At 71.7% G+C, this 26,582-nt stretch carries 23 protein-coding genes and 1 riboswitch; of the genes, 18 read left to right on the top strand and 5 right to left on the bottom strand.

Annotated features, from left to right (window positions below; genetic code table 11):
* The coding region (locus tag ACW9TB_RS29390) for an FHA domain-containing protein (protein WP_472751325.1) at positions 1-938 on the top strand (938 nt) is incomplete at its 5' end.
* 91 nt (positions 939-1,029) lie between these two features.
* On the opposite strand, the gene ACW9TB_RS29395 is transcribed toward ACW9TB_RS29390, so the two are convergent.
* Positions 1,030-3,081 carry a cation:proton antiporter gene (locus ACW9TB_RS29395; RefSeq protein ID WP_472751410.1) on the bottom strand — a complete coding sequence of 684 codons (2,052 nt, stop codon included), beginning with the start codon at positions 3,079-3,081 and terminating at the stop codon, positions 1,030-1,032.
* Positions 3,082-3,201: 120 nt separating this feature from the next.
* Between ACW9TB_RS29395 and ACW9TB_RS29400 the strand changes: the two genes are divergently transcribed.
* The gene (locus ACW9TB_RS29400) at positions 3,202-3,990 is read left to right on the top strand and encodes a serine/threonine-protein kinase (RefSeq protein WP_472751326.1); all 789 of its coding nucleotides are present in this window, start codon (positions 3,202-3,204) and stop codon (positions 3,988-3,990) included.
* Between the two features lie 140 nt (positions 3,991-4,130).
* Here ACW9TB_RS29400 and ACW9TB_RS29405 read toward each other — a convergent pair whose 3' ends face one another.
* Positions 4,131-4,730 carry a TetR/AcrR family transcriptional regulator gene (locus ACW9TB_RS29405; RefSeq protein WP_472751327.1) on the bottom strand — a complete coding sequence of 200 codons (600 nt, stop codon included), beginning with the start codon at positions 4,728-4,730 and terminating at the stop codon, positions 4,131-4,133.
* 106 nt (positions 4,731-4,836) lie between these two features.
* Between ACW9TB_RS29405 and ACW9TB_RS29410 the strand changes: the two genes are divergently transcribed.
* Together ACW9TB_RS29410 and ACW9TB_RS29415 are read left to right on the top strand one after the other, a co-directional pair.
* Entirely contained in the window at positions 4,837-5,751 is a 915-nt protein-coding gene (locus tag ACW9TB_RS29410; protein WP_472751328.1) for a carbohydrate kinase family protein, read from the top strand.
* A gap of 127 nt (positions 5,752-5,878) precedes the next feature.
* Complete coding sequence (locus ACW9TB_RS29415) at positions 5,879-7,102, top strand: aminotransferase class III-fold pyridoxal phosphate-dependent enzyme (RefSeq protein ID WP_472751329.1); 1,224 nt, start codon at positions 5,879-5,881, stop codon at positions 7,100-7,102.
* Between the two features lie 113 nt (positions 7,103-7,215).
* Here ACW9TB_RS29415 and ACW9TB_RS29420 read toward each other — a convergent pair whose 3' ends face one another.
* Positions 7,216-8,322, bottom strand: coding sequence for a GNAT family N-acetyltransferase (locus tag ACW9TB_RS29420; RefSeq protein WP_472751330.1), 1,107 nt, complete (start codon positions 8,320-8,322; stop codon positions 7,216-7,218).
* 118 nt (positions 8,323-8,440) lie between these two features.
* On the opposite strand from ACW9TB_RS29420, the gene ACW9TB_RS29425 reads away from it, so the two are divergent.
* The 10 genes from ACW9TB_RS29425 (at position 8,441) to ACW9TB_RS29470 (ending at position 20,358) form a co-directional block, all read left to right on the top strand.
* Entirely contained in the window at positions 8,441-9,319 is an 879-nt protein-coding gene (locus tag ACW9TB_RS29425) for a tRNA (adenine-N1)-methyltransferase (RefSeq protein WP_472751331.1), read from the top strand.
* Between the two features lie 205 nt (positions 9,320-9,524).
* Entirely contained in the window at positions 9,525-11,288 is a 1,764-nt protein-coding gene (gene arc / locus ACW9TB_RS29430) for a proteasome ATPase (RefSeq protein WP_472751332.1), read from the top strand.
* Positions 11,289-11,526: 238 nt separating this feature from the next.
* On the top strand, positions 11,527-12,684 hold the full coding sequence (locus ACW9TB_RS29435; protein WP_472751333.1) for an acyltransferase family protein: 1,158 nt from the start codon (positions 11,527-11,529) through the stop codon (positions 12,682-12,684).
* Positions 12,685-12,771: 87 nt separating this feature from the next.
* Complete coding sequence (dop, locus tag ACW9TB_RS29440) at positions 12,772-14,289, top strand: depupylase/deamidase Dop (RefSeq protein ID WP_472751334.1); 1,518 nt, start codon at positions 12,772-12,774, stop codon at positions 14,287-14,289.
* Positions 14,290-14,425: 136 nt separating this feature from the next.
* Positions 14,426-14,559, top strand: a riboswitch (adenosylcobalamin (AdoCbl) riboswitch).
* Between the two features lie 17 nt (positions 14,560-14,576).
* Positions 14,577-14,771, top strand: coding sequence for a CbtB domain-containing protein (locus ACW9TB_RS29445; RefSeq protein ID WP_472751335.1), 195 nt, complete (start codon positions 14,577-14,579; stop codon positions 14,769-14,771).
* A gap of 7 nt (positions 14,772-14,778) precedes the next feature.
* The gene (locus ACW9TB_RS29450) at positions 14,779-15,522 is read left to right on the top strand and encodes a CbtA family protein (protein ID WP_472751336.1); all 744 of its coding nucleotides are present in this window, start codon (positions 14,779-14,781) and stop codon (positions 15,520-15,522) included.
* Complete coding sequence (locus ACW9TB_RS29455) at positions 15,519-16,082, top strand: histidine phosphatase family protein (RefSeq protein ID WP_472751337.1); 564 nt, start codon at positions 15,519-15,521, stop codon at positions 16,080-16,082. Before ACW9TB_RS29450 ends, ACW9TB_RS29455 begins: the two co-directional genes overlap by 4 nt.
* A gap of 95 nt (positions 16,083-16,177) precedes the next feature.
* A complete protein-coding gene (locus ACW9TB_RS29460) occupies positions 16,178-18,346 on the top strand; it encodes a VWA domain-containing protein (RefSeq protein WP_472751411.1) in 2,169 nt (722 codons plus the stop codon).
* A 93-nt stretch (positions 18,347-18,439) separates the two neighbouring features.
* Positions 18,440-19,042 (top strand): cob(I)yrinic acid a,c-diamide adenosyltransferase, encoded by a 603-nt coding sequence (gene cobO / locus ACW9TB_RS29465; RefSeq protein WP_329079316.1) that lies wholly within the window; start codon positions 18,440-18,442, stop codon positions 19,040-19,042.
* Entirely contained in the window at positions 19,036-20,358 is a 1,323-nt protein-coding gene (locus tag ACW9TB_RS29470) for a cobyrinate a,c-diamide synthase (protein WP_472751338.1), read from the top strand. The genes cobO and ACW9TB_RS29470 overlap by 7 nt, the downstream gene beginning before the upstream one ends.
* 168 nt (positions 20,359-20,526) lie before the next feature.
* On the opposite strand, the gene ACW9TB_RS29475 is transcribed toward ACW9TB_RS29470, so the two are convergent.
* Positions 20,527-21,366: a serine/threonine-protein kinase gene (locus tag ACW9TB_RS29475; protein ID WP_472751339.1), complete on the bottom strand. Its 840-nt coding sequence runs from the start codon at positions 21,364-21,366 to the stop codon at positions 20,527-20,529.
* 260 nt (positions 21,367-21,626) lie between these two features.
* A complete protein-coding gene (locus ACW9TB_RS29480; RefSeq protein WP_472751340.1) occupies positions 21,627-22,421 on the bottom strand; it encodes a serine/threonine-protein kinase in 795 nt (264 codons plus the stop codon).
* Between the two features lie 415 nt (positions 22,422-22,836).
* On the opposite strand from ACW9TB_RS29480, the gene ACW9TB_RS29485 reads away from it, so the two are divergent.
* From ACW9TB_RS29485 to ACW9TB_RS29500, 4 genes are all read left to right on the top strand, one after another.
* Complete coding sequence (locus tag ACW9TB_RS29485; RefSeq protein WP_472751341.1) at positions 22,837-23,046, top strand: ubiquitin-like protein Pup; 210 nt, start codon at positions 22,837-22,839, stop codon at positions 23,044-23,046.
* Between the two features lie 859 nt (positions 23,047-23,905).
* Positions 23,906-24,724: a proteasome subunit beta gene (prcB, locus tag ACW9TB_RS29490; protein WP_472751412.1), complete on the top strand. Its 819-nt coding sequence runs from the start codon at positions 23,906-23,908 to the stop codon at positions 24,722-24,724.
* 25 nt (positions 24,725-24,749) lie between these two features.
* Positions 24,750-25,553, top strand: a complete 804-nt coding sequence (prcA, locus tag ACW9TB_RS29495; RefSeq protein WP_472751342.1) for a proteasome subunit alpha — start codon at positions 24,750-24,752, stop codon at positions 25,551-25,553.
* Positions 25,554-25,721: 168 nt separating this feature from the next.
* A complete protein-coding gene (locus tag ACW9TB_RS29500) occupies positions 25,722-26,435 on the top strand; it encodes a hypothetical protein (protein WP_472751343.1) in 714 nt (237 codons plus the stop codon).
* The last annotated feature ends 147 nt before the right edge of the window (positions 26,436-26,582 follow it).

Here is a 26,582-nt window from a genome sequence, read left to right on the forward strand (position 1 = left end):
TGGTCGACGCCGTGCTGTCGGTGAGCGAGCGCCTCCCGATCGTGGTGCCGCTGCACCCGCGCGGCCGGACCCGTCTGCCCGAGCGGTCGGCGCCCCCCGAGTGGTCGGCCCCCCCGGAGCCCGCCCCGCCCGCCCCCTACCCGATGGGGCCGCCCGAGCCCTACCCCCCGGCCGCCCCGCCGGTGGAGCCTCGGCGCGAGCCGCAGCCGCAGCAGCAGGGGTGGCACGCCGAGCCGATGCCCCAGGGCCCGCTCTCCTCTCCCGGTCACTCCGGCGGTCCCTCCACCGGGCCCGCCCCCGCGGTCGTCCACCACGAGGACATCGACACCGCCATGGCGAGCGGGATGGGCGGAGACCCCATCGACGTACGCGACCAGCCGTTCGAGTACGAGCTGTTGACGCCCGGGGGCTCGCAGCCGGGCAACGAACCCCCGGCGGGGCCCTCGGCCGAGCCCGAGGCGCGGCCGCTGGTGTACGGGGTCGACTGCAAGAACGACCACTTCAACGACCCCCGCGTCCCCTACTGCGCGGTCTGCGGCATCGCGCTGGTCCAGCGCACCCTCGTCCCCTACAAGGGACCGCGCCCGCCGTTGGGGGTGCTGCTCCTGGACGACGGCCTGACGCTGCGGCTCGACACCGACTACCTGGTGGGCCGCGACCCCGAGCGGGCCCCCGAGGTGGCCGACGGCTCGGTGCGCCCGGCCAAGGTCACCAGCCCCGACGGCTCGGTCTCCCGCCGCCACCTGCGGGTGGCGCTGGACGGCTGGGACGTCAACCTGGTCGACCTGGGGTCGGTCAACGGCACCCAGATCCAGCCGCCCGGCGACCCCAACTTCTACGACATCCCGCCGAACGAGCCGGTCGCGATCCTGCCCGGCACCACCGTGCGGATCGGCGTCTCACGCACCATGCGCTACGAGTCGCACCGCAACCGCTGAGAACGCCTCCTTTCGCCTTCCTCCGGGCGGCACGGCCATGGCTGTGCCGCCCGGTGTGCGTCAGGGACCGGGGAAGCGGGGCGGCGGGCGGTTAAGGCTGTGGGACCGGGGCGCGCAGGGCGGAGACGGCCTCGGCCCAGTCGACCGGGTCGGGGTCCTGCTCGGCGCGGACCAGCAGGTGGGCGTCCTCCGGGGCGTTCGCGGTGTCGGCGGCCACCACCAGCGCGCCCTCGGGGACCGGGCCCGAGGTGGCCTCCACCCCGAGCCTGGCCAGCCGCTGGGCCAGCGCCGAGGCGCGGTTACCCCCGGTGACGACCAGGGGGCGGTCCCACAGCGTCGCGAGGATGAGCGCCACGTGGGCGGCCGCGTCGCCCCCCGAGCCGTGATGCACCGCCACCGCCACCGGCCCGGAGCCGGGCCCGTCCTGCCCGGCCGCGAACGGCGACCCGGACGGGGACCCGGGCGCGGAGACGGAGGCGGGGACGGACGACGGTACGGGCATGGCCACGGTCACCACGCGGCAGGCGGCGCCGTCGCGCATCCCGGCGTGGCCGGGGACACCGGCGGGCAGCACCAGCAGGTCCGGGCGGGCGCCGGAGGCCAGCCCCGGCAGCTCGCCCGCCACGTCCGCGCTGAACCGGCTCACCACCCTGCTGTCGGAGCCGCGCTCGCGGGCCGTGGCGGCCAGTGTCTCCAGCTCGTGGAGGGTCTCGGCCAGCTCGGCCAGTTCCGAGGAGAGGCCGCTGCCGACCTCCAGGCGCCCCGCCGGGTAGGGGCGCAGGTGGCCCAGGACCACCTCGGACGGGGCCTTCGAGAGGGCCAGGGTGGTGGCCAGGGCGACCAGCGGGGCCTGCTCGGCGGGAGGTTCCGGCACGACCACCAGCACCCGGTGGGCGGCGGTCACCCCGAGGGCGGCGCGCTCGGCGTCGGCGATGTCGCGGGCCACCCGCCGGTCGGGGTAGAGCCTGCGCACCAGCGGGCCGGTCATCGCGGTCGTGACGAGGGCCATGACCACCATCAGCGAGTACAGCTCGTCGTCGAGCACGCCCTTCTGCAGGCCGACGGTGAGGATGACGATCTCGGTGAGCCCTCGCGTGTTGAGCAGGGTGGCCAGCGTCCAGGACTGCCGGGCGGGCAGCCGCTGCGTCCGGGCGGCGGCGTAGGAGCCGAGCAGCTTGCCGCCGATCGCGACGGCCAGGATCGCGGCGAGCGTGCCGAGGCTGGACAGGTCGAGCTCGCGCAGGTTGACGTTGAGACCCGCCACCACGAAGAACATCGGCAACAGCAGCAGCACGGCGAGCTGCTCCAGCCGCTCCAGGATCTCGTGGTTGAGCCGCTCCGCTCCCTCGCGGGGCATCACCGTGCCGAACACGAACGCCCCGAAGATGAAGTGGACGTGCATCCACTCGGTGGCCCAGGCCGACCCGATCAGGCCGATGAGCACCAGCGAGAGCAGGCCGGGCGTCAGCCGCCCCGCCTTCTCGTACGCGGGCACCAGGCGGGCCAGCAGCGGCTTGACCACCAGGAACATCACCAGCGCGTACGGCAGGGCGAGCAGGACCTTCCACTGCCCCTCGGCCTCTCCGGCCCCGGCGATGCCCACCACCACGGCCAGAACGGTCCAGGCGAGCACGTCGATGACGGCCGCGGAGGCCAGGGCGAGGCCGCCGAGCGTGATGCGCTGCATTCCCCGGTCGGTGAGGATCCTGGCCAGCACCGGGAACGCGGTGGCGGCCATCGCCGCGCCCATGAACAGCACGAACGGCAGCGTCCTGCCGCCGCCCACGTGCTCGCCCGCGATGGCCAGCGCGAGCACGCACCCCAGGACGAACGGCACCACCGTCGAGCCGAGCGCCACGGTCACCGCGATCCGGCCCTTGCCCCTGACCAGCTTCTGGTCCAGCTCCAGGCCGACGACGAACATGAACAGCACGAGGCCGACGTTCGCCAGAGCCTGCAGCGGGGGCCGCATCTCGGGCCCGAACAGCTGGTCGCCGATCAGGGGGCCCAGCAGTGTGGGGCCCAGCAGGATGCCCGCCACGATCTCCCCGATGACCGGGGGCTGGCCGAGCCGTCTGGCGAGCGCTCCGAACAGCCGCGCCGCCGCGAGGACGATGACAAGATCGAGCAGGAGCAGATCCATGTGCAGCACTTGCGAGCACGCTTTCCGTATGCAAAGAAAAGCCCCGAGAATGTCGAGGGCGACGTTACCGTGTGTGGGATGTCGTCGCGAACGTTGCGCAGGCATGGAGGGAGACCGTTGGTGGAAGGCATCGCCGATTACGAGTTCGTCCGGTCACTGGGGGCGGGCAACCACGGCGAGTTCTACTTGGCGAAGAAGCCGGAACGGTTGCCCGTCGAGGCGGACCTGGTCGCGGTGAAGGTGGTGGGCGGCACCGGGAACGACGCGTTCCGCCGGGCCACGAGGGAGCTGAAGGCGTTCGCCGCGGTGCGCTCCCCGTACCTGGTGAGGCTCTACGACGCCGGTCAGCAGGGCGGGGTGTTCTACTACTCGATGGAATACCTGCCGGGTGGCTCGCTGGCGCGTCCCGCTGAGCCTCCCTCGCGCGAGCGGGTGCTGCGCGCGGTCGCCTGCGTCTCCCACGCGGCGCAGGCGCTGCACGAGGAGGGCATCGTCCACCGCGACATCCGTCCCGGCAACGTGCTGCTCACCGACGACGGCGGCAAGCTCTCGGACCTGGGCCTGTCACAGGTGCTGATGCCGGGCGCGACGGTGACCGGGATGGGCGACATCGGCTCGGTGGAGTTCACCGATCCGGCGCTGCTGCAGGGGGAGACCCCCACCCCCGCGGGGGACGTGTGGTCGCTGGGCGCGACGCTGCACTGGGCGGTGAGTGGCAACGGCCTCTACGGGGAGCTGCCCACCCACGACCCGCTGCTGACCTTGCGCAAGCTGAACAGCACGCCGCCGTCGGTCGACCCGGGGCTGGGGCCCGAGCTGTCGGACCTGGTCCAGTCCTGCCTCGGCGACACCGCGAAGCGGCCCACCGCCAGGGGAGTGGCCGACCGGCTCTACGCCCTGCTGGTTTGAGAGTCCCGCTGGTTTGAGAGTCCTGTTGGCTTGAGAGCCCTGCCGGTTCGGGACGTCCTGCATGCCCGAGACCTCCCGCCGGTCTCAGGGGCCCGCCGGGGTGTCTCACCCGAGGGCCGGGCCGCGGGCACGCTCAGGGTTCATCCGCCGGTGGGGCGGAGGCGGTCCAGTTCGGCGTCGAGCATCCGTTCCAGGCGCGCGGCGCCGAGCCGGTCCGGATAGAGCAGGTGGTGCGCGCTCAGCCCGTCGACGAGGGCGAGCAGCCGCTCGGTGACGTCGTCGAGGTCGTCGGCGGTGGCGACCTCCCCGTCGGAGGCCGCCGCGCCGAGCAGGCTGCGTACCAGGTAGCGCAGCTCCTCGGCCTCGGCGCGCTGCGCCTCCAGCATCGCCGGGCTGGTCATGCTGCGGCTCCAGAAGCCGATCTCCAGCCCGCTCTCCCGGGCGCGCTCGTCGTCCAGCGGAAGGTTGTCGAGGAGGAGTTCGCGCAGCGCGGCCAGCCCGGTGAGACCGGCCAGCTTGCCGCGCAGGCGCTCCACGATGCGCCGGTGCGAGGAACGCAGCGCCGACAGCATGATGTCGTCCTTGTCGGCGAAGTAGTGGGTCAGCACGCCGTTGGAGTAACCGGCCTCCTTGGCGATGGCCCGGGTCGTGGCGGCCTCGATGCCCTCGCGCAGGATGATGCGGCGCGCGGCCTCGACGACCTCCTCGCGGCGCTCGCCGTGATTGACGATCTTCGGCACCTCGCTCCTTCCCGAGTTCCCGAGTTCCTGAATTCCCGAACGGGTCCGTTGACACTTTAGTCGGTCGCCCGTCTATTATCCGCTGAAGACATGAGGAGGACTCGATATGGCCGTCGTCACCCTCGGGGCGCACATCGTGGACGTGCTCGCCAGACCGGTGGAGTCGATCCCCGCCGGGCAGGACACCCACCTGCTGGAGCAGATCCGTGTCACCGCCGCGGGCGCCGCCGCCGCGACCGCCGTCGATCTGGCCGCGCTCGGCGTCCCGGTGGCCTCGGTGGGAGCGATCGGGGACGACGAGCTCGGAGACCTGCTCGTCATGATGATGGAGCGGCGCGGGGTCGACGTGACCGGGATCGTCCGTAAGGCGGGGGAGCAGACCGCCGCCTCGATCCTGCCGATCCGCCCCGACGGCGGGCGCCCGTCCTTCCACGTCCCCGGCGCCAACCTGAGCCTGCCCACCGCCGACGTCGCCCGCGAGACCGTACTCGGCGCGCGGGTCCTGCACCTGGGCGGCATGGACGTCGCCTGGGGCCTGTACGACCCCGCGTTCTTCGCGCTGCTGGACGAGGCGCGGGCGGCGGGCACGATCGTCACCATGGACCTGCTGTCCAACATGCCGGATCTCATGCGGGGGGCCCGCGGTTTCCTGCCGCACGTCGACTATCTCCTGCCCAACGACGAACAGGCGCTGCTGATGAGCGGCACCCGGGACGTGGCGGAGGCCGCGCTGTCCCTGCTGGCCGAGGGCCCCTCGGCCGTACTGGTCACCCTCGGCGCGGAGGGAAGCCTCGTCGCCGACGCGCAGGGCCTCATCCGCGTTCCCGCCCTCGACGTCCCGGTGGTCGACACCACCGGGTGCGGTGACGCCTACTGCGCCGGGTTCGTCGCCGGTCTGGTCGACGGCCGCGACGTGGCCGGTGCCGCGCGGCTCGGCACCGCGCTGGCCGCCCGCGTCGCCGGGGGCCTCGGCTCGGACGCCGGTCTGGACGGGGCGCGGGAGCTCCGCGACGCGAGGTGACCTCGCCGTTCGCGGCCTCCGGGACGTACGGCGGTGGCGGACCTGTCCGGACGTGGATCCGGAGACGAGACGTGAATCCAGAGGCGTGAATCCAGAGGCGAAAACCCACAGACGAAAGGACGGGCGCATGTCCATCGACGCCAAACTCAGGGAGCGGGCCGCCAAGGTCGTCCCCGGCGGCATGTACGGCCATCTCAACGCGGCCCTGCACGGTCCCGCCTACCCGCAGTTCTTCGTCGGGGGAGAGGGCTGCCGCCAGCGTGACGCCGACGGGCGCGAGTACGTCGACCTCATGTGCTCCTGGGGGCCCGTCGTGCTCGGCCACCGCCACCCCGCCGTCGAGGGCGCCGTCGCGGCCCAGCTCGCCGCGGGCGACTGCCTCAACGGTCCAGGACCGGTCTACGTGGAGCTCGCCGAGCTGCTGGTGGAGACCGTCCCGCAGGCCGACTGGGTGATGTTCTCCAAGAACGGCACCGACGCCACCACCCAGGCGCTGATGGTCGCCCGCGCGGCCACCGGCAGGACCAAGGTCCTCATGGCGCACGGCGCCTACCACGGGGCCGACCCGTGGTGCACGCCCAGCCCGGCGGGGACGACCCCCAGCGAGCGCGCGGACCTGGTCGAGTTCACCTACAACGACCTCGCCAGCGTCGAGGCCGCCGCGGCCCAGGTCGAGGGCGACGTCGCCGCGATCATCGTGACGCCGTTCAAGCACGACTCGTTCGAGGACCAGGAACTCGTCGCCACGGAGTTCGCCCGGGGGGTGCGGGCCCTGGCCGACCGGATCGGCGCCGCGCTGGTGATCGACGACGTGCGCGGCGGCTGGCGGATCGACCTGGGCGGCTCCTGGGAGCCCCTGGGTGTGCGCCCCGACCTGTACGCCTTCAGCAAGGCCATGGCCAACGGTCACCCGATCGCCGCCGTCACCGGGGTGGACTCCCTGCGCGGGCCCGCCCAGACGCTCTACTCCACCGGCTCCTTCTGGTTCAACGCCGCCCCGATGGCCGCGGCCAAGGCCACGATCGAGACGCTGCGCGCCATCGACGGCATCGCCCTGATGGAGCGCGCGGGCACCCGCCTGCGCGAGGGGCTCGCCGCCCAGGCCGCCTCCCACGGCTTCACGGTCAACCAGACGGGGCCGGCGCAGATCCCGTGGCTCTCCTTCGAGGGCGACGCGACGCTGGACAAGGGCATGTTCTGGGCCGCGGCCTGCCTGGAGGAGGGGGTCTACCTCCACCCGTGGCACAACTGGTTCCTGTCGGCGGCCCACACCGACGCCGACATCGACCGGGCGCTCCAGGGCACTGACGCCGCCTACGCCAAGCTCAGGGCCCGCTTCGGCGCCGACTGAAAACCCGGCCGGAACCCAGCTGAAAACCGACCGGCACCCGGCTGGAACCCGGCTGGAATCCGGTCGGCACCCGGCTGGAAACCGATCGGGACCCGGCCGGACGGCGCGTACGGCTAGGACCGGGCGTCGTCCCGCAGGCGCGACCACTGCAGGTCGTCCAGGCGCGTGCCGCCGGGGCCGGGCAGCAGCCCGCGTAGCAGGGCCTCGCGGGTGAAGCCCGCGCGCTCCAGCACGCGCTGCGAGGCGAGGTTGCCGGGGGAGGTGCCCGCGATGATCCGGGCCAGGGAGGTGTGCTCGAAGGCCCAGCCGACCAGCAGGTCCACCGCCCTGGAGGCGAAGCCCCTGCCCCGGAACTCCGGCAGCAGGCTGTAGCCCGTCATCGCCTGCCCCAGCGGGGGGATCACCCCGCTGAGCTGGATGTCCCCGGCGAACGCGCCCGTCGCGGCGTCCAGGATCGCGACCTCGGCCATCCTGCCGGCCAGCCAGTTCGCGCCCGCGGTGCGGCACCGCTCCTCGACCTGTTCGAAGGTGGGAGGCTCGGGCGGGACGCTGTACTTCACGACGTCGGGCACGTTCTGCAGCGCCAGGTAGTCGGCGGTGTCGGCGGCGGTGAGCGGCCTGAGCCGCACGACCCCGTCGGTCAGCGACCCGCCGGGGAACTCCGGCAGGAGGGGCGCCACACGCTCGCCGGAGTCGCCGCGCAGGCGCGCGAAGCCCACCAGGTCGCTCCGGGTTCCGTCACGCCGCTCCTCGGCCCCGCGCCGCACGCCCTCGTGCCGGAAACCCGCGGCCAGGGCGACCCGCTGGCTGGCCAGGTTCTCCACGTCGGCGAGCAGCTCGACGCGCTCGGCCCCGTGGCCGAACCCCCACGCGGTCAGCGCGGCGGTGGCGGCCGTGGCCACCCCGCGGCCCCGCGCCCACGGCGCGACGAGGTAGCCGATCTCGACGCCCCCTCGGGAACGGGGTATGAGGCCGATGTTGCCCAGCCACTCGTCCGTCACCGCGTCCGCGATCGCGAACGGGGCCCCTCCCGTCCGCCACTCCTCCCGGCAGCGCTCCAGGTACTCAAGCGCGTCGTTGTGGGTGTAGGGGACGGGGACGAGGGGAAGGAAACGGGCGATCTCCGGGTCGGCGCAGGCGCGGGCGATCGCCTCGGCGTCGGCGGGGGTCAGCGGCCTCAGGACGACGGGACCGGCCGGAATCACATCATGGGGAAACACCCCACAACAGCTACCAGGTGCCGCCTCACGGGGCGAATCGTTTTGCGGATCACTCCCGCTCATCCGCCCTCACCCCGGCCGTCCGAGGACACCGTCGCGCGCCGATAACCTTGCCGTCATGGGTTTTCGCAGGCATGGGCCGTTTCAGGCCGGGGATCAGGTTCAGCTCACCGACCCCAAGAACAAGCGCCACACGGTGACGCTGAAGGAAGACGGCGTGTTCCACACGCACAAGGGCGGAATCCCGCACAGTGAGCTGATCGGCCAGCCCGAGGGCTCGGTGGTGCGCTCGTCCGGCGGCACCCAGTATCTGGCGTTCAGGCACCTCCTCCAGGACTACACGCTCTCGATGCCGCGCGGCGCGGCGGTGATCTATCCCAAGGACTCGGCCCAGATCGTGGCCATGGCCGACATCTTCCCCGGCGCCCGGGTGGTGGAGGCGGGCGTCGGCTCCGGCGCGCTCACCTGCTTCCTGCTGCGCGCCATCGGCTCCGAGGGCACCCTCACCTCGTACGAACGGCGCCAGGACTTCGCCGAGATCGCCACCAAGAACGTGGAGAAGTTCTACGGCGGGCCGATGAAACAGTGGCGTCTGGTGGTCGGCGACTTCGTCGAGGATCTCGACGAGAGCGACGTCGACCGGATCATCCTGGACATGCTCGCCCCGTGGGAATGTGTGGACGCCGCGGCCCGGGCTCTCACCCCAGGGGGTGTGATCTGCTGTTATGTCGCGACCACAACCCAGCTCTCGCGTACGGTCGAAACTCTCCGGGAGCACGGGAGTTTCACCGAGCCCCATGCGTGGGAGACCCTGGTTCGTGACTGGCATGTCGAGGGGCTGGCCGTGCGGCCCGACCACAGGATGGTCGGCCACACCGGGTTCCTGGTCACGGCCCGTCGCATGGCCGACGGGGTGACGCCACCACCTCGACGTAGACGTCCGGCGAAGGGGGCACATGGCGAGGAGTCCACGACTTCCACGTCTTCCGCCACATGATGACGATTCGGCCACGACGGTCCCTGGGAGAGTGACACGGGAGCGGACCTTCGTGTTCTTATACTTCTAGTACTAAATGCACCAAAAGGGATTAATCATCACGCACTTAATGTAGTCATATGAACACTGCTCAGCCAGGTAAGGGACAGCCCCTAGATGGGTAGGGTTTTGAGTAGTCGGTCTCGACTGGGAAGGAGGTGACGCCGTGGCAGCTCGCGACGACGCTGAGGCTCGTGCCGCGCAGCGCGAACGGGAGGTCGCCGACCTCACAACACAGGTCTCCTTCCTGCAGGAGGAGATCACCGCGTTGCGTCGGAAGCTGACGGAGTCTCCCCGGCAGGCCAGGATTCTCGAAGAGCGTCTCCATGACGTGCAGGCGAACCTCGCGGCCGTAACCGGCCAGAACGAGCGTCTGGTGGCCACCCTCAAGGAGGCCAGGGACCAGATCGTCGCCTTGAAGGAGGAGGTAGACCGGCTGGCGCAACCGCCGTCCGGGTTCGGCGTGTTCCTCGAAACCAGAGAAGACGGCACGGTGGAGGTCTTCACCGGTGGCCGCAAACTCAGGGTGAACGTGAGTCCCGCGGTGGACGTCGAGTCGCTGAAGCGTGGCCAGGAGGTCATGCTCAACGAGGCGCTCAACGTGGTCGAGGCCCTCGGCTTCGAGGACCTCGGCGAGATCGTGATGCTCAAGGAGCTCCTTGAGGACGGCCAGCGCGCGCTGGTGATCTCGCACGCCGACGAGGAGCGGGTGGTGAAGCTCGCCGAGTCGCTGATGGACCAGCCGATCCGGGCGGGCGACTCCCTGCTGCTCGAACCGCGTTCCGGCTACGTCTACGAGCGCATCCCCAAGTCCGAGGTCGAGGAGCTCGTCCTGGAGGAGGTGCCCGACATCTCCTACGAGGAGATCGGCGGGCTCATGCGGCAGATCGAGCAGATCCGGGACGCCATCGAGCTCCCGTACCTGCACGCCGACCTCTTCCGCGAGCACAAGCTCCGCCCGCCCAAGGGCGTCCTGCTCTACGGGCCGCCCGGCTGCGGCAAGACGCTCATCGCCAAGGCCGTCGCCAACTCCCTGGCCAAGCAGGTCGCGGAGAAGACCGGCCAGTCCGGCAAGAGCTTCTTCCTTAACATCAAGGGTCCCGAGCTTCTCAACAAGTACGTCGGCGAGACCGAGCGGCACATCCGCCTGGTCTTCCAGCGGGCTCGCGAGAAGGCCTCCGAGGGCACCCCGGTGATCGTGTTCTTCGACGAGATGGACTCGATCTTCCGGACCAGAGGCTCGGGCGTCTCCTCCGACGTCGAGAACACCATCGTTCCCCAGCTCCTGTCGGAGATCGACGGCGTCGAGGGCCTGGAGAACGTCATCGTGATCGGCGCCTCCAACCGCGAGGACATGATCGACCCGGCGATCCTGCGGCCCGGCCGCCTGGACGTCAAGATCAAGATCGAGCGGCCGGACGCCGAGGCGGCCAAGGACATCTTCTCCAAGTACCTCATCCCCGAGCTGCCGCTCCACACCGACGACCTCTCCGAGCACGGCTCCAACCGCCAGGAGACCATCTCCGGCATGATCCAGCGGGTCGTCGAGCGGATGTACACCGAGAGCGAGGAGAACCGCTTCCTCGAGGTGACCTACGCCAACGGCGACAAGGAGGTCCTGTACTTCAAGGACTTCAACTCCGGCGCGATGATCCAGAACATCGTCGACCGCGGCAAGAAGATGGCGATCAAGCAGTTCCTGGAGACCGGCCAGAAGGGTCTCCGGATCCAGCACCTCCTGGCGGCCTGCGTGGACGAGTTCTCCGAGAACGAGGACCTGCCCAACACCACCAACCCCGACGACTGGGCCCGCATCTCCGGCAAGAAGGGCGAGCGGATCGTCTACATCCGTACCCTCGTGACGGGCAAGCAGGGCACCGAGGCCGGGCGCTCCATCGACACGGTGGCCAACACCGGTCAGTATCTGTAGATCTACCGCCACGCGTGACCGACGGCGCGGCCCCCGCACGGGGGCCGCGCCGCCGGCGTCTCCGGCTGATTTTCCGTACGTATTTAATGTCCTGTTTCATCCTTTTTGTTGATGTAGGTCGGTATCTCTTTTCACATCCGTCCCGTAAGTGGACAGAAATAGACAGCGGTCACAGGGAACCCGAATGATCGAGACGCCGTCCAAGTGGCGTGCGTGAACATTCCGGACCGGCCGCCCGGTGAACGGCACGGGGTCCCGCGAGGCGCTTCGGGGAAGTGGCCGCCTCGCCGAACTCGACCTCCTGCGCTTCTTCGCCGCCATGGCGGTGCTCGCCTTCCACTTCTTCATCGCCTTCGCCTCGGTGTGGGGCGAGCGCCCGGCCGAGCTGTTCCCGGCGATCTCCACCCTCTCCGGGCTCGGCATCCTTGGCGTCGAGCTGTTCTTCATGATCAGCGGCTTCGTGATCCTGATGAGCATCTGGGGACGCGGCCTGGGGGCGTTCGCCCTCTCCCGGCTGGTGCGGCTCTATCCCGCCTACTGGGTCAGCGTGGCCGTCACCGCCGCCGTCTACGGGCTGACCGCCGCCAAGGCCCTGGACCCCAAGCTCGGCCTCGGCGAGTACGGGATCAACCTGACGATGCTCCAGCGGGCCTTCGGCGTCTACGACGCCAACGGCGTCTACTGGTCGCTCTGGGTGGAGCTCCGCTTCTACGTGCTGATCTCGATCCTGGTGATCACCGGGGTGACGCTCAACCGCTGCCTGGTCTTCATGGGCGTCTGGCTGCTGGCGGCCGGGTTCTTCGCCGGGAGCGACGAGGCGTGGGTCGATCTCGTGATCATGCCCAAGTACGCGGCGTACTTCGTCGGGGGCATGGCGTTCTTCCTGATGACGAAGTTCGGGCCCAGGCTCGTCCTGTGGTGCCTGGCCGGGATCAGCGGCGGCCTGGCCGTCAGCGCGGCGATCGACCGGGTGGCCGGGCGGGTGGAGAACGTCGGCTACGCCGCGATGCCCGTGCCCGAGTGGGCCGTGATCGCCACCGTGATCGGCTTCTACGTGCTCATGGCGATGGTGGCGCTGGGCTGGCTGGGGTGGCTGCGCTGGCGCGGCCTGGTCGTCCTGGGCGCGCTCACCTACCCGCTCTACCTGTTCCACACCCCGGCCGCGGTCCTGATCATCCCGGCCTTGCGGGACGTGTTGCCGCCCCCGCTGACCGCCCTGGTCACCGTGCTGGCCGCGATGGCGTTCTCCTACCTGGTGTACCGGGTGGCCGAGCGCCCGCTTCAGGAGTTCGTCAAATCCCGGAGGCGGCGGAGGGGCGAATCCCCTTCCCCGTCACAGCTCCCCGCGCTCTCCTCGTTCCCCCTCGCAACGGGCGAAAAGGCTTCGGTGCCATAACTGTCCGACCACCGGGCATAGTGAAGGGTCTAGGGTCGGGAATAGATACCACGGAGAGAATCAGTCCCTGACGAACAGAGGGTGCGCATGACGGTACGGCGGGTGATGGGCATCGAGACCGAATACGGCATCTCCGTGCCCGGACAGCCGGGGGCCAACGCGATGGTGACCTCCTCTCAGGTCGTGAACGCCTATCTGGCGGCCTCGGCGGCCAGGGCGCGGCGCGCGCGGTGGGACTTCGAGGAGGAGAACCCGCTGCGGGACGCACGAGGGTTCGACCTCGCGCGGGAGGTGGCCGACCAGAGCCAGCTGACCGACGAGGACCTCGGCCTGGCGAACGTGATCCTCACCAACGGGGCCCGGCTGTACGTGGACCACGCCCATCCCGAATACTCCACGCCCGAGTGCACCAACCCTCGGGCGGCGGTGATCTGGGACAAGGCGGGCGAACGGGTGATGCACGACGCGGCGGTCCGCGCCTCGGCGATGCCGGCCAACGCCCCGATCCAGCTCTACAAGAACAACACCGACAACAAGGGCGCCTCCTACGGCTGCCATGAGAACTACCTCATGCGCCGGGCCACCTCGTTCGCCGACATCGTCAGGCACCTGACGCCGTTCTTCGTCTCCCGGCAGGTCGTCACCGGCGCGGGCAAGGTCGGCATCGGCCAGGACTCCCGGGGCGAGGGCTTCCAGATCAGCCAGCGGGCCGACTTCTTCGAGGTCGAGGTGGGCCTGGAGACGACGCTCAAGCGGCCGATCATCAACACCCGGGACGAGCCCCACGCCGACCCGGAGAAATACCGCCGCCTGCACGTCATCATCGGCGACGCCAACATGTCGGAGATCTCGACCTACCTGAAGCTGGGATCCACCGCGCTCGTCCTGGCCATGATCGAGGACGGCTACTTCACCCGCGACCTCGCGGTGGACAACCCCGTCCAGGCCCTGCGCGCGGTCTCGCACGACCCCACGCTCAAGTACGAGATCTCCATGCGCGACGGCCGCAGGCTGACGGCCGTGCAGCTCCAGATGGAATACCTGGAGCTCGCGCGCAAGTACGCCGAGGAGCGCAGCGCCAACGGCCTGGACGAGCCCACCAAGGACATCCTGGAGCGCTGGGAGTCGGTCCTCACCCGCCTGGCGGAGGACCCGATGCAGCTGTCCGGGGAGCTCGACTGGGTGGCCAAGCTGGAGCTCCTGGAGGGCTACCGCACCCGTGACGGCCTTCCCTGGTCGCACCCGCGCCTGCAGCTCGTCGACCTCCAGTACTCCGACATCCGTCCCGACCGGGGGCTCTACAACCGGCTGGTCGCCCGGGGCCGGATGCAGCGCCTGGTCACCGAGGAAGAGGTGCAGAGGGCCATCGAGGTGCCGCCCAACGACACCCGTGCCTACTTCCGCGGACGCTGCCTGAGCCAGTACAGCGAGTCGGTGGCCGCGGCCTCCTGGGACTCGGTCATCTTCGACATCCCCGGCCGCGAGTCGCTGCAGCGCGTCCCCACCCTTGAGCCGCTGCGCGGTACCAAGGCCCACGTGGGCGAGCTGTTCGACCGCTGCCGTACCGCCGCGGAGCTGGTGACGGCGCTGACCGGCGAGCAGTGACCTCCTGAGAGGGGGGAGGCGGCCCGGCCGGGCCGCCTCCCCCCTCGGCGTGTCCGGGGCCGTCGGGAAACTCTGGAACACCGGATCCCGTCAAAGCGGACATCCGGATTGACGGAGGACGGAGAACCGGGATACGTTCCGGGTGTTTTGTGGCGGTGCGAGGGAAATCCGGTGAGATTCCGGTGCGGTCGCGCCACTGTAACCGGCTCCCAGGAGCCGGGAGTCAGGTCACACTCGGCCGCCACCGACCTACGAAAAGGGACGCGTCAATCCCGGAGGAGGTGGCCGTGAGCCAGATCTCGGCACCGCACAACCAGCCCATCCCATGGCCCTCGCTCACCCGCTGGCTGCTCGCCGTACCGGTGCTGCTGCTCCTCGCCTACCTGGTCACCTTCGACCAGGGAGCGATCTCCCAGGCGGGAAACTACCTGCACGAACTCATGCACGACGGGCGCCACCTGCTCGGCGTACCGTGCCACTGAGCCATCGGTGATCACCAAACTCATCGTCCGGGGCCTCGTCGTCGGACTGCTCGCAGGGCTGCTCGCGGCCGTCTTCGCCTACACCGTCGGCGAACCGCGCATCGACCAGGCCATCGCGCTGGAGGAGGCGGCCGCCGCGGCCGCCGCCCCGGCCGAATCACACGACGACACCGCGACCGCGGCCCACTCCCACGACGAGGAGGAGGCCCTGGTCAGCAGGGACGGGCAGCGCTTCGGGCTCTTCCTCGCCCTCGGCCTGTACGGCCTGGCGGTCGGGGGCCTGTTCTCCCTCGTCTACGCGGCCGTACGCGGCCGTGCGGGACCCCGCTCGGAACCGGTGCTCGCGGTCACCCTCGCCGCTGCCGCGTTCACCTCCGTCGTTCTCATCCCTTTCGTGAAATATCCCGCCAACCCACCGGCCGTCGGTGATCCGGAGACCATCAACCAGCGCACCGTGCTCTACCTGGTCGCCGTGGTCATCGGGATCCTCGCCGTCGCCGCGGGCACCGCCGCCTACCGCTACGCCGCGCGGAGCGAACCGTGGGTGCGCTGGCTGGCGGCGGGCGCCACCGTGCTGATCCCCGTCGTCGCGGCCTGGATCCTCCTGCCGGAGATCTCGGAGGTGCCCCAGGGCTTCCCCGCCGACCTCCTGTGGGACTTCAGGGTCGCCTCCATCGGGACCCAGGTGGTCTTCTGGACCGGCGTCGGCGCGCTGTTCGCCTTCGCCGCCCGCAGGCGCGGCCCGGTGTGACGACCCCCTCGGGGGTCACCCGCCTGCTCCTGGTCTGCCACGCCTCCACCTCGGCGACGGTACGGGCCGCGTTCCCGGGTGACGAACCACTCGACGAACGCGGCCTGCGCCGGGCCGAGGCGATGGCGCGGGACCTCGGCCCCGGCCCCGCCGCCTGTCCCGCCGAGCTGCGCTGCGTCCAGACGGCGGCGGCGCTCGGCCTGCGGGCCGAGCCCGACCCGCTGCTGGCCGACTGCGACTACGGCCGCTGGAGCGGCCTGACGCTCGGCGAGGTCGAGGCCGCCGAACCCGAGGCGCTCGCGTCCTGGCTCGGCGACCCCGGCGCGGCGCCACACGGCGGGGAACCGGTCACCGCGCTCCTCGCCAGGGTGTCGGGCTGGCTCGCCGCCCGCGCTCCCGGCAGGGCCGTCGCGGTCACCCACCCGGCGATCATCCGCGCCGCGGTCGTCCACGCCCTCGGCGCCCCCGCCCAGGCCTTCTGGCGCGTCGACGTCGCGCCGCTGGCCCGCGTGACGCTCACCGGACGCGGCGGGCGCTGGCGGCTCAGCTACTCCCCATGACGACGTGAACACCCGAAGGCCCGGCTGACGTGACGACCCGGTGACCTGGCCATCCGGCTAATCGGCCGCTTGGCTGTTCGGCCGCAGAAAAGGAGATCCCGAAGGTGCCTGACTCCCGCTATCCCTTCACCGCGATCGTGGGGCTGGAGGACCTGAAACTCGCGCTGATCCTCAACGCGGTCTCCCCCCGCGTCGGGGGAGTGCTGGTCAGGGGGGAGAAGGGCACCGCCAAGTCCACGATCGTGCGGGCACTGGCCGCCCTCCTGCCGCCCGTCGAGGTGGTGCCCGGCTGCCGCTTCTCCTGCGACCCCGCCGCCCCCGACCCCGGCTGCCCCGACGGGCCGCACGAGGCCCGTACAGAAGGCACCGTCCGGACCGGCGCGGCAGCGTCCTCCGCGTCCTCCGCGCCCCGGCCCGAGGCGGCCCGCTCCGGTGAGGCCCGGCCCGCCCGTCTGGTCGAGTTGCCCGTCGGCGCCTCCGAGGACCGCCTCGTCGGCTCCCTCGACATCGAACGAGCTCTCACCGAGGGCGTGAAATCCTTCGAACCCGGCCTCCTGGCGGGTGCCCACCGGGGCGTCCTGTACGTCGACGAGGTCAACCTCCTCCACGACCACCTGGTGGACCTGCTGCTCGACGCCGCCGCCCTCGGGACCTGCTACGTCGAGCGCGAGGGGGTGTCAGTACGGCACGCCGCCCGGTTCCTGCTGGTCGGGACGATGAACCCCGAGGAGGGGGAGCTGCGCCCGCAGCTGCTCGACCGCTTCGGGCTGACCGTGGAGGTCCGGGCCTCGCGGGAACCGTCCCAGCGGGTGGACGTGGTCCGGCGCCGCCTGGCCTTCGAGGCCGACCCCGACGCCTTCGCCGCCGCCTGGTCGGACGAGGAGCGGGCGCTCGCCGCGCGCATCGCCGAGGCCCGGGCCAGGGTCGCCCAGGTCGTCCTGCCGGACGCGGCACTGCTCAGGATCGCCACCGTCTGCGCGGGGTTCGAGGTGGACGGGCTCCGGGCCGACCTGGTCACCGCGGGCGCGGCGATCGCGCACGCCGCCTGGCAGGGCCGCACCTCCGTCACCGCCGACGACGTACGGGAGGCGGCCAGGCTCGCGCTCCCGCACCGCCGCCGCCGCGACCCCTTCGACGCGCCCGGCCTGGACGAGTCCAAGCTCCAGGACCTCCTGGACCAGATCCCCGACGACCCCGGCGATCCCGAGGGCCCGGACGACTCCGGCGGCCCCGGGGGCACCGACCCCGACGGAGGCCCGGACGGCCCCGCGCCCGACGGCGGCGCCTCCCCGGACGACCCGGGCACGGACGGCACGGACGGCACCGGCGGTCACGACGGGGACGCCCCCCGGCCCGTACCCCCGGACACCCAGGACGCCCGGGACGCCTCCGGCATGCGGGAGGCCCCGGCGGATCCCCGGGAACCGGGGGAGACGGCCGGGGGAGTACCGGCCCGCGAGCGGACCTTCGACGCCGAGCCCGGGGGCGGCACCAGGCTGTTCACCGTCCCCGGCGTCGGCGCGGGAGCCCCGGGGCGCCGGTCGCGCGCCAGGACGCCCCTGGGCCGTACCACGGGGGCCCGGGTCCCCGAGGGCCACCCCGGCTCCCTCCACCTGCGGGCCACCGTCGGCGCCGCCGCCCCGTACCAGGTCGCGCGGGGCAGGAGCGGGCCGGGACTGCTGCTGCGGCGCGGCGACCTCCGGGAGGCGGTCCGCGAGGGCCGCGAGGGCAACCTGGTGCTGTTCGTCGTGGACGCCAGCGGTTCCATGGCCGCCAGGCAGCGCATGCGCGCGGTCAAGACAGCGGTGCTCGGCCTGCTTCTCGACGCCTACCAGCGCCGCGACAAGGTCGGGCTCGTCACCTTCCGGGGCGCCCGCGCCGACCTGGTGCTGCCGCCCACCTCCTCCGTCGAGGCCGGTGCGGCCCGGCTGCGCGAGCTTCCCACCGGAGGCAGGACCCCGCTGGCCGCCGGTCTGCTGCGGGCCGCCGAGGTGCTGCGGGTCGAGCGCCTGCGCGACCCGTCCAGGCGCCCGCTGGTGGTCCTGGTCACCGACGGGCGGGCCACCTCGGGAACCGTCGAGGAGTCCCACCGCGCGGCGGGACTGCTGGCCGGGGTGGCGGGCGTGGTGGTCGACTGCGAGGGCGGCCACGTGCGCCTCGGCCTCGCCGCCTCCCTGGCGGCCCGGATGGGCGCGGAGACCGTACACCTCGACGACCTCACCGACCTGGCCGGAATGGTCCGCGAGCGGCGCGGCGCCGCGTGACCGCCAAAGGACCGGCAGGGGCGGTTGGCGCGGCGAGGACGCCGTGCCGTACGACAGTGAAGTGAGTCGCATGACAGCGAAGGGAGGGCGACGATGCCGCAGGGCAAACCCGTCAGCGTGCCCGAGGACGGCCTGACCACCAGGCAGCGCCGTACCCGGCCGCTGCTGATCGTCCACACGGGACCGGGCAAGGGCAAGTCCACCGCCGCCTTCGGCCTGGCCCTGCGCGCCTGGAACCAGGGCTGGCCGATCGGGGTCTTCCAGTTCGTCAAGTCCGCCAAGTGGCGCATCGGCGAGGAACGGGCACTGCGGGTACTCGGCGACTCCGGTGAGGGCGGGCCGGTCTCCTGGCACAAGATGGGCGAGGGCTGGTCCTGGATCCAGCGTCCCGGCAGCGAGGAGGACCACGCCGCCGACGCCCGCGAGGGCTGGGAGCAGATCAAGCGCGACCTCGCCGCGGAGACGTTCCGCCTGTACGTGCTCGACGAGTTCACGTACCCGATGAAGTGGGGCTGGATCGACGTCGACGAGGTGGTCGAGACCCTGCGCGGGCGCCCCGGCGGCCAGCACGTCGTCGTCACCGGCCGCGACGCCGACCCCCGGCTGCTCGACGCCGCCGACCTCGTCACCGAGATGGGCAAGATCAAGCACCCGATGGACGCCGGGCAGAAGGGTCAGAAGGGCATCGAGTGGTAGCCCGGCTGGTCATCGCCGCCCCCGCCTCAGGAGCGGGCAAGACGACCGTGGCGACCGGCCTGATGGCCGCCCTCGCCCGCCGGGGCATGGCGGTCTCCCCGCACAAGGTGGGGCCCGACTACATCGACCCCAGCTACCACGCGATGGCCACCGGACGCCCCGGGCGCAACCTCGACCCCTGGCTGGTGGGGGAGGAGCTCGTCGCCCCGCTGTTCCTGCACGGCGCCGCCGGGGCGGACGTCGCCGTCGTGGAGGGCGTGATGGGCCTGTACGACGGCGCGGGCTCCACCGAGTTCGCCTCCACCGCGCACGTCGCCAGGCTGCTCGGCGCCCCGGTGGTCCTGGTCGTGGACGCCGCCAAGCAGAGCCGCTCCGTGGCGGCGCTGGTCCACGGCTTCGCCTCCTACGACACCCGCGTCAGGCTCGGCGGGGTGATCCTCAACCGGATCGGCTCCGAACGGCACGAGGCCATCTGCCGCGAGGCGCTCGCCGAGAGCGGCATACCCGTGCTCGGCGCGATCCGCCGCAGCGACGCCGTCGCCACCCCCTCCAGGCACCTGGGCCTGGTTCCGGCCGCCGAGCGCCGCACCCAGGCCGTCAGGGCGATGGACGCCGTCGCGGACCTGGTCGCCTCCTCCTGCGACCTGGAGGAACTCCTGCGCCTCGCCCGTACCGCGCCGCCGCTGCCCGCCGTCCCGTGGAGTCCCGGGCCGCCCGCCGCCCCCGTCACGAGGATCGCGGTCGCCGGAGGGCAGGCGTTCACCTTCGGCTACACCGAGCAGGCCGAGCTGCTGGCGGCGGCGGGGGCCGAGGTCGTCCCCTTCGACCCGCTCGTCGACGAGGCCCTCCCCGACGGGGTTCGCGGGATCGTCATCGGGGGCGGCTTCCCCGAGGTCTACGCGGCCGAGCTGTCGGCCAACGAGCCGCTGCGCGACCAGGTCGCCGCGTTCGACGGGCCGATCTCGGCCGAGTGCGCGGGCCTGCTGTACCTCGCCAGGAGGCTGGACGGCAGGCCGATGTGCGGGGTCCTCGACATCGAGGCCAGGATGACCGGCACCCTCACCCTCGGCTACCGGGACGCGGTGGCCGTCCGCGACTCGCCGCTCACCAGGGACGGCGAGCGCTACCGGGGCCACGAGTTCCACCGCACCGCGGTCGAGCCCGTCCCCGACCGGCCGCTGTTCCGCTGGCGGGGCGGTGCCGACGGGTTCGCCGACGGCCGGATCACCGCCTCCTACCTGCACCTGCACTGGGCCGGTAGCCCACGGCTGGCCTCCAGGTTCGTCGAGGCCTGCCGCCGCGTCCCGGCCGTCTGACCCCCCGTTTTTCGTTCGGAGTGATTCTGGTTGTTTGTCCATTCATTGGGAGATTCAGGGAAAGGCATCCCGGCCGTCGTGAAACGGCCGGTCCCGCGCGACGGAAGCGAAAGAAGGGACGAAAGGCGATTTTCCTCGCCTTGAATGTCGGGTGAGGGGCGCGGAATCCTAGGCGAAGGCGTCCGGGGGCAGCCGGGCCGCGGGCAGCCGCGGCGGGGCCAGGGCCACCCCCTCGGTGTGCAGGATCGCCGACAGCATGCGACCGGCCTGCCCCATGCTGATGCGGGCCGCCGGATCGCGCCGGAGGAGCCCCTCCAGGACGGGCCACAGCACCCCCGCCAGCGTCGCCGGATCCTCGTGCCCGCCGTCCGCCGGGCCGCGCGGCGCCGGCGTACGGGAGGTGGGGCGCGGAGGACGGCCCTCCACCGCGAAGTACAGGCTCGCCCCGAACGACCACAGATCGCCCGCCGGGGTCGGCGCCCCGCCCCGCAGCCGCTCCGGCGCGACGAAGGTGGGAACGTGGGCGAGCGGCACGGTCGAGGAGCTGTCTGGATCGCCGTGCAGCGCCGCGATGCCGAAGTCGGCCAGCACCACCCGGTCGCCGGTCAGCAGGATGTTGCGCGGGTTGATGTCCCGGTGCAGGACACCCGCCCCGTGCGCGTGGCGCAGCCCGCTCAGCAGCTGGAAGCCGATCCACGCCGCCCAGTGGATCGGCAGGTGGCCCAGGTGCCGCACGGTCTCCTTGAGCGTGAGGGCCTCCAGCAGCTCCATGACGATCCAGAGCCGCCCGTCCTCCTCGAGAAGGTCGTGCACGGAGATCACCGCCGGGTGGTTCAGCCTCCCGGCGGAGCGCGCCTCGCGCAGGGCCCGCCGCCGCGCGTCGTGGATGTCCGCCCCGCTCTCGCCGAACCGGGGCTGGATCTCCTTGATCGCCACATTCCGTCTGAGCAGGGAGTCGTGGGCCCGCCACGTCGTGCCCACGCCGTCCCGCCCGATCGGCGAGTCCAACTGATAACGATCGCCTAGTAAGCGTGCCTTTCCCGCATCTGTTCCCATGAATCACCTGTTGCACATAGAAGCCGGGCCCCTCAGCTGGTTCATATTTTCACCTGCGACGGCGCACTATGTGATTACCTATGGTGATTCTCTGTAACGATTTAGACGCATGGGCGCGACGGAATTTTGTTCCATGCCGTAAAGCCTGATTACGGAATCAGGAAAATCGCCCGGGGGGCGGCGAACGCGTTTCGGAACGCTCGCGAACGGCTTCAGGCCGCGCTGAAACAGCGCACGTCCTCCAGCATCTTCGAGGTCCGCGCGGCGCTCAGCCGCGCCCGCGGATCCTTGCGCAACAGCCCCCGCAGCACCGGTTCCAGGGCGCCCGCCCGCTTCGGCGCCCTCGGCGGCTCGCGCAGCGCCGCCACCAGCGCCGCCATCGAGTTCACCGTACGGAACGGGGTCCGGCCCTCCACCGCCATGTACAGCGTCGCGCCGAACGACCACATGTCCGCCTCGCGGGTGCCGCCCCTGCCCTGCAGCGCCTCCGGCGCGATGAACGCCGGGGTGCCCCGCGTCGAGGTCGTCGCCGCCCCCTCCGGCGCGGCGAAGCCGAAGTCGGCCAGCACCACCCGGTCGCCGGTCAGCATGATGTTGGCGGGCTTGATGTCGCGATGGATCACCCCGCCGTCGTGCGCGTGCCGCAACGCCTCCAGCAGGCGGCACCCCATCGCCGCCACCAGGTCCACCGGGAGCGGGCCCGCCTGCACGAGCGTGTCGTGCAGCGTCAGCGCCTCCAGGAACTCCATGACGATCCAGAGGCGCTCGGCCTCCTCGGTGAGGTTGTGCACCGTCACGATGCCCCGGTGGCTCAGCCGCGCCGCCATGCGCGCCTCCCTGACCACCCGCCGCCGCTGCTCGGCCGCGGCGGCCCCGGGTGGCAGGAGTATCTCCTTGAGGGCCACCTCACGCTCCAGAAGCAGGTCGTATGCGCGCCAGACGACGCCGGTCGCCCCCTGGCCGACGCGTGAGACGAGCTTGTACCTGCGCGCGATGATGGTGCTCACCTCCCAATGATCGCAGTTTTCCGTCCCGAAGGCCTACCTGGAACGTTCCCTATCTCCCTCCGAACGCCAAACCGGGCCGGATCCGGGGGTGACGGTGGTCACATCGGGCAGGTGAGCGGCGCCCCGGCGGCTCCGGATCCCCGAAGACGGCCCCGGCCCCGATTCTCCCTCGCCTCGCGCCGGGGCGGCCGGGCGCCCCTTGTGGGAGCGGCCGGAAGGCGCGGGACGAGGTGGGGCCGCCATCCGGCCGAGGGGGCGGATTTGCCTTGGGGCCCCGGGAGGGGTTCCCTGGCGGGCAGGACCTCGGCACGGCCCGTACGGGCTCCCGTAAAGATCGCGGGACGATCCGCGCGCAATGTCGCCCGGTTCGGGGAAGATATGAATCAGATCCGTCCCCCAGGTGGAGGTGCCACACATGGCAAACAAGGACACCGGCGGCCAGAAGCAGACCGGCCGGACCGACAAGGAGGTCGAGGAGACCGCCGCCGCGGAAACCTCCGACGTCCAGGAACGTCACGAGAAGCTCTCCGACGACGTCGACGCGATCCTCGACGAGATCGACGAGGTCCTGGAGGAGAACGCCGAGGAGTTCGTGAGGAGCTACGTCCAGAAGGGCGGACAGTAGGTCCGTCCACCGCGATTCACGGTCAGATCCAAGGTCAGGGGTGAGGGCGGATCCGGCGGGGAGCCGGGAGACCCGTCCTGACCGCGGGCCAGGCCCGGCTCCCGCCGGGTCCGGCGGGCGGGTGACGTGCGGCCGTCCCCCGCCGGGGGCGCGCCCTCCCGGGTGCTCCGCCTCCAGCCGCCGCGAACACGCTGAGTCGATCAAGGGGAGACCCCTCCGGGAACGGTTCCCGGAGGGAATGAGAACCGTCCGGAGTACGAAACGGGAAGGCGCGGGCCGATCCGGCCGCGACCGTTCCCGGCCCGGCGGGCCGGCCGTTCCCGCCGGCCCCGCCACCTCCGTGACGGGAGCCGGCGCGATGGAGCACCACGGGCGCCGCCCCGAACCTTCCGCGAGCGCCGCCTACGCGCTCCTCGCGGATACCGTCCCGCGCTCTCCGCCGGGCACCGGCCCTCGCGACGTCCTTCCGCGAGCACCGTCTACGCGCCTCCTATGGGCACCGTCTCCTTCTATGGGCACCGTCCCTTTTGTGGGCACCGTCCCGCGTTCTCCGGGGGTGCCGTCCACGCGCCCCTCGCGGGCGGGGCCCGCCCGCGCGGTCTGGGCGGTCCGGGCGGGCCGTACGGGCCGCCGGTCGCCTTCGCGGCGCCGTCGTGTTCGCCGTGTCCGGGGGGATCCGCGACGGATCCGGCGGCCGGGGCCGATCACCCGTAAAGATTCAAAAGCCCGGCGGAGGTGGTTCGCGCTGAGCTGATCCAGGGAAGTGCAAGCAACACGGCAAGATGAGTAAGGTCGGGCCTTAAAGGACTGCACCTTTGGAGGGAGTCGCGTGGGATCTCACAGGGACCTGCCCGCCGGCATGGTGAATCACATCTTTACCGACACCGGGAGCTCCTCGTTCACCGAGTTTGTCAGGTCCCATTCGCCGGACTTGCTGCCTGGCCGTAACGAGGCCCTGGCAACCCCGGTGGGCGATCAGATCCCGCACGCCACCACGATCGTCGCGGCGATGTGCGCCGGTGGCGTGGTGATCGCGGGCGACCGCCGGGCGACCTCCGGCAACATCATCTCCCAGCGTGACATGGAGAAGGTGTTCCGCACCGACGACCACTCGGGCATGGGCATCGCCGGGGCGGCGAGCACCGGCATCGAGATGGCCCGCCTCTACCGGGTGGAGCTCGAACACTACGAGAAGCGCGAGGGCCGCACGCTCTCGGTGACGGGCAAGGCCAACCGGCTCGCCACGATGATCCGCGGCAACCTGCCGATGGCGATGCAGGGGCTCGTGGTCGTCCCGCTCTTCGCCGCCTACGACCCCGACGTCGACGGCGGCCGGATCTTCAGTTACGACGTGGGCGGCGGCCCCTACGAGCAGCGTGACTACCACTCGATCGGATCCGGCTCGATCTTCGCGCGGGGCGCGCTGAAGAAGCTCTACCGCGAGGGCGCCTCACCCGAGGACACCGTGCTGACGCTGATCCAGGCCCTCTACGACGCGGCCGACGACGACTCGGCGACCGGCGGTCCCGACGTGATCCGCAAGATCTGGCCCGTCGTCGCGGTGATCACCGCCGACGGATACCACCGGCTCCCCGACGAGGAGGTCGGAGAGCTCGTCCGGGTCGTGATCGAATCCCGGGCGGACCGCCCCGACGGTCCCACCGCCCCGCTGCGCTAACACGAGAGGATCACCCCAGGTGTCCATGCCTTTTGGATATGTCTCGCCCGAGCAGCAGATGCGGGACAAGGCGGACTACGCGCGCAAGGGGATCGCGCGGGGCCGTAGCGTCGTCGTCCTGCAGTACGAGGACGGCATCCTGTTCGTCGCACCCAACCCGTCCCGCGCCCTGCACAAGATCAGCGAGATCTACGACAAGATCGGGTTCGCCGCGGTCGGCCGCTACAACGAGTTCGAGGCCCTGCGCCTCGGCGGCATCCGATACGCCGACATCAACGGCTACACCTACGCCCGCGACGACGTCACCGCCCGTGGCCTGGCCAACCTCTACGCGCAGAACCTCGGCCAGATCTTCACCGAGTCGCTGAAGCCGTTCGAGGTGGAGATCGTGGTCGCCGAGGTCGGCGACTCCTCCGACGAGGACCACATCTACCGGCTGACCTTCGACGGCTCGGTCTTCGACGAGGCGGGCCTGGTGGCCATGGGCGGCCAGGCCGAGGCGGTGGCGAGCCGTCTCAAGGAGCGCTACCGCGACGGCCTGTCGCTGGGCGAGGCGCTGGAGGCGGCGCTGTTCGCGCTGACCGAGCCCGGAGGCGAGCGCTTCCCCGCGAACCAGCTGGAGGTGGCGGTGCTCGACCGCAACCGCCCGCACCGCAAGTTCCTGCGGCTCAACGGCCCCAGGCTGGAGCGGCTGCTGGCCGACGGGGCCCCCGCGGCCGAGTCTGCCGCCCAGGCGGCCAAGGAGGAGAACCCCCTCTCCGCGCCCGAGACGCCCGGCGCCCCGCCGACCGCCCCCGACGGCGACATCGACACCGGGTCCAGCGGCTGAGCGCGCCCACCGGCGACGCCGGTGCCACGCCGGACGGCTGACCGCACGGCTGACCGTCCGGCGCGGGAGTGCCCCCACCCGGGGACGGCACTCCCTCGCCGGACGGGACCGCCCACCGGCACTGTGCCCTGGATCACATTCCCTCCGGCCAACCGATCCCGTTCCGCCGTGGTCACACCCTGCGTGAACGACACCACCCCCCGGGCCCGGACCAGGCTCGCCCTCCATACGGCCGCCCCCACCCCTGCCGCTTCGCGACGGCCCGGCGTGGCGCTCGCCCTGCTCGCGGCCGTGGCACTGGCGTCCGGCTGCGCCGCGGAACCCGCCCCGGCCCCTTCCCCGGCCGCCGCCTCCTCCGCGCCCGTTTCCTCCGCGCCCGCCCTCTCCGTACCCGCATCCGGGCTCACCCCGGCCTCCAGGCCCTCGGCCGTCCCTGAGATCTTCGGTACCGAGTTCCAGGACCCTCCCGAGCACGACTGGAGCAAGGGACAGCCGCCGCCCTTCGAGGGCGTCCTGCGGGGCTGGCTCACCGACGTGGACGACGACGGGGTGGCCGAGTACAGGCCGGTCCGCTTCGTCCAGCGCGGCGGCGAGGACGGCCACTTCGACGGTCCCGAGGAAGGCGACGTGGTCCGCTACGCGGCGCCCGTCGCCGAGGACGTACGGTATCTCGCGGCCGACGGCTGTGACGGCTCGGCGCGGACCTATGACAGGGCCACCGGCCTCGGCACCGAGAGCTGCGCCCGCGAGACGCTGATCGGCGACGTCAGGGAGGCGGCCTCCCTGACCGGGGTGGAGGGCCGCCACCGACCGGCCCTGATCACCACGGAGAACGGCAGGATCACCAAGGTTGTCGAGATCTTCTGGCAGGGCGGAGGCTGATCGGAACCGCCGATCCCGGCGCCTCCGCACCCCTCACACCCGGTGGGAACCGGGCGCGGGCCGGGCATGGACCGCGCCCGCGCTTAGCCGCTCACAGCCTGGGGCATAAGCCGTACGACCGAAAACCCCATGATCCCTCCCGCGAGA

The organism is Streptosporangium sp. H13245 (assembly GCF_055690525.1).

Excerpts from the sequence above, each read along its gene's own strand:
- ACW9TB_RS29395 (WP_472751410.1), bottom strand. The coding sequence starts at position 3,081 with ATGGATCTGCTCCTGCTCGATCTTGTCATCGTCCTCGCGGCGGCGCGG.
- ACW9TB_RS29410 (WP_472751328.1), top strand. The coding sequence starts at position 4,837 with ATGGCCGTCGTCACCCTCGGGGCGCACATCGTGGACGTGCTCGCCAGA.
- ACW9TB_RS29415 (WP_472751329.1), top strand. The coding sequence starts at position 5,879 with ATGTCCATCGACGCCAAACTCAGGGAGCGGGCCGCCAAGGTCGTCCCC.
- ACW9TB_RS29425 (WP_472751331.1), top strand. The coding sequence starts at position 8,441 with ATGGGTTTTCGCAGGCATGGGCCGTTTCAGGCCGGGGATCAGGTTCAG.
- dop (WP_472751334.1), top strand. The coding sequence starts at position 12,772 with ATGACGGTACGGCGGGTGATGGGCATCGAGACCGAATACGGCATCTCC.
- cobO (WP_329079316.1), top strand. The coding sequence starts at position 18,440 with ATGCCGCAGGGCAAACCCGTCAGCGTGCCCGAGGACGGCCTGACCACC.
- ACW9TB_RS29485 (WP_472751341.1), top strand. The coding sequence starts at position 22,837 with ATGGCAAACAAGGACACCGGCGGCCAGAAGCAGACCGGCCGGACCGAC.
- prcB (WP_472751412.1), top strand. The coding sequence starts at position 23,906 with ATGGTGAATCACATCTTTACCGACACCGGGAGCTCCTCGTTCACCGAG.
- prcA (WP_472751342.1), top strand. The coding sequence starts at position 24,750 with ATGCCTTTTGGATATGTCTCGCCCGAGCAGCAGATGCGGGACAAGGCG.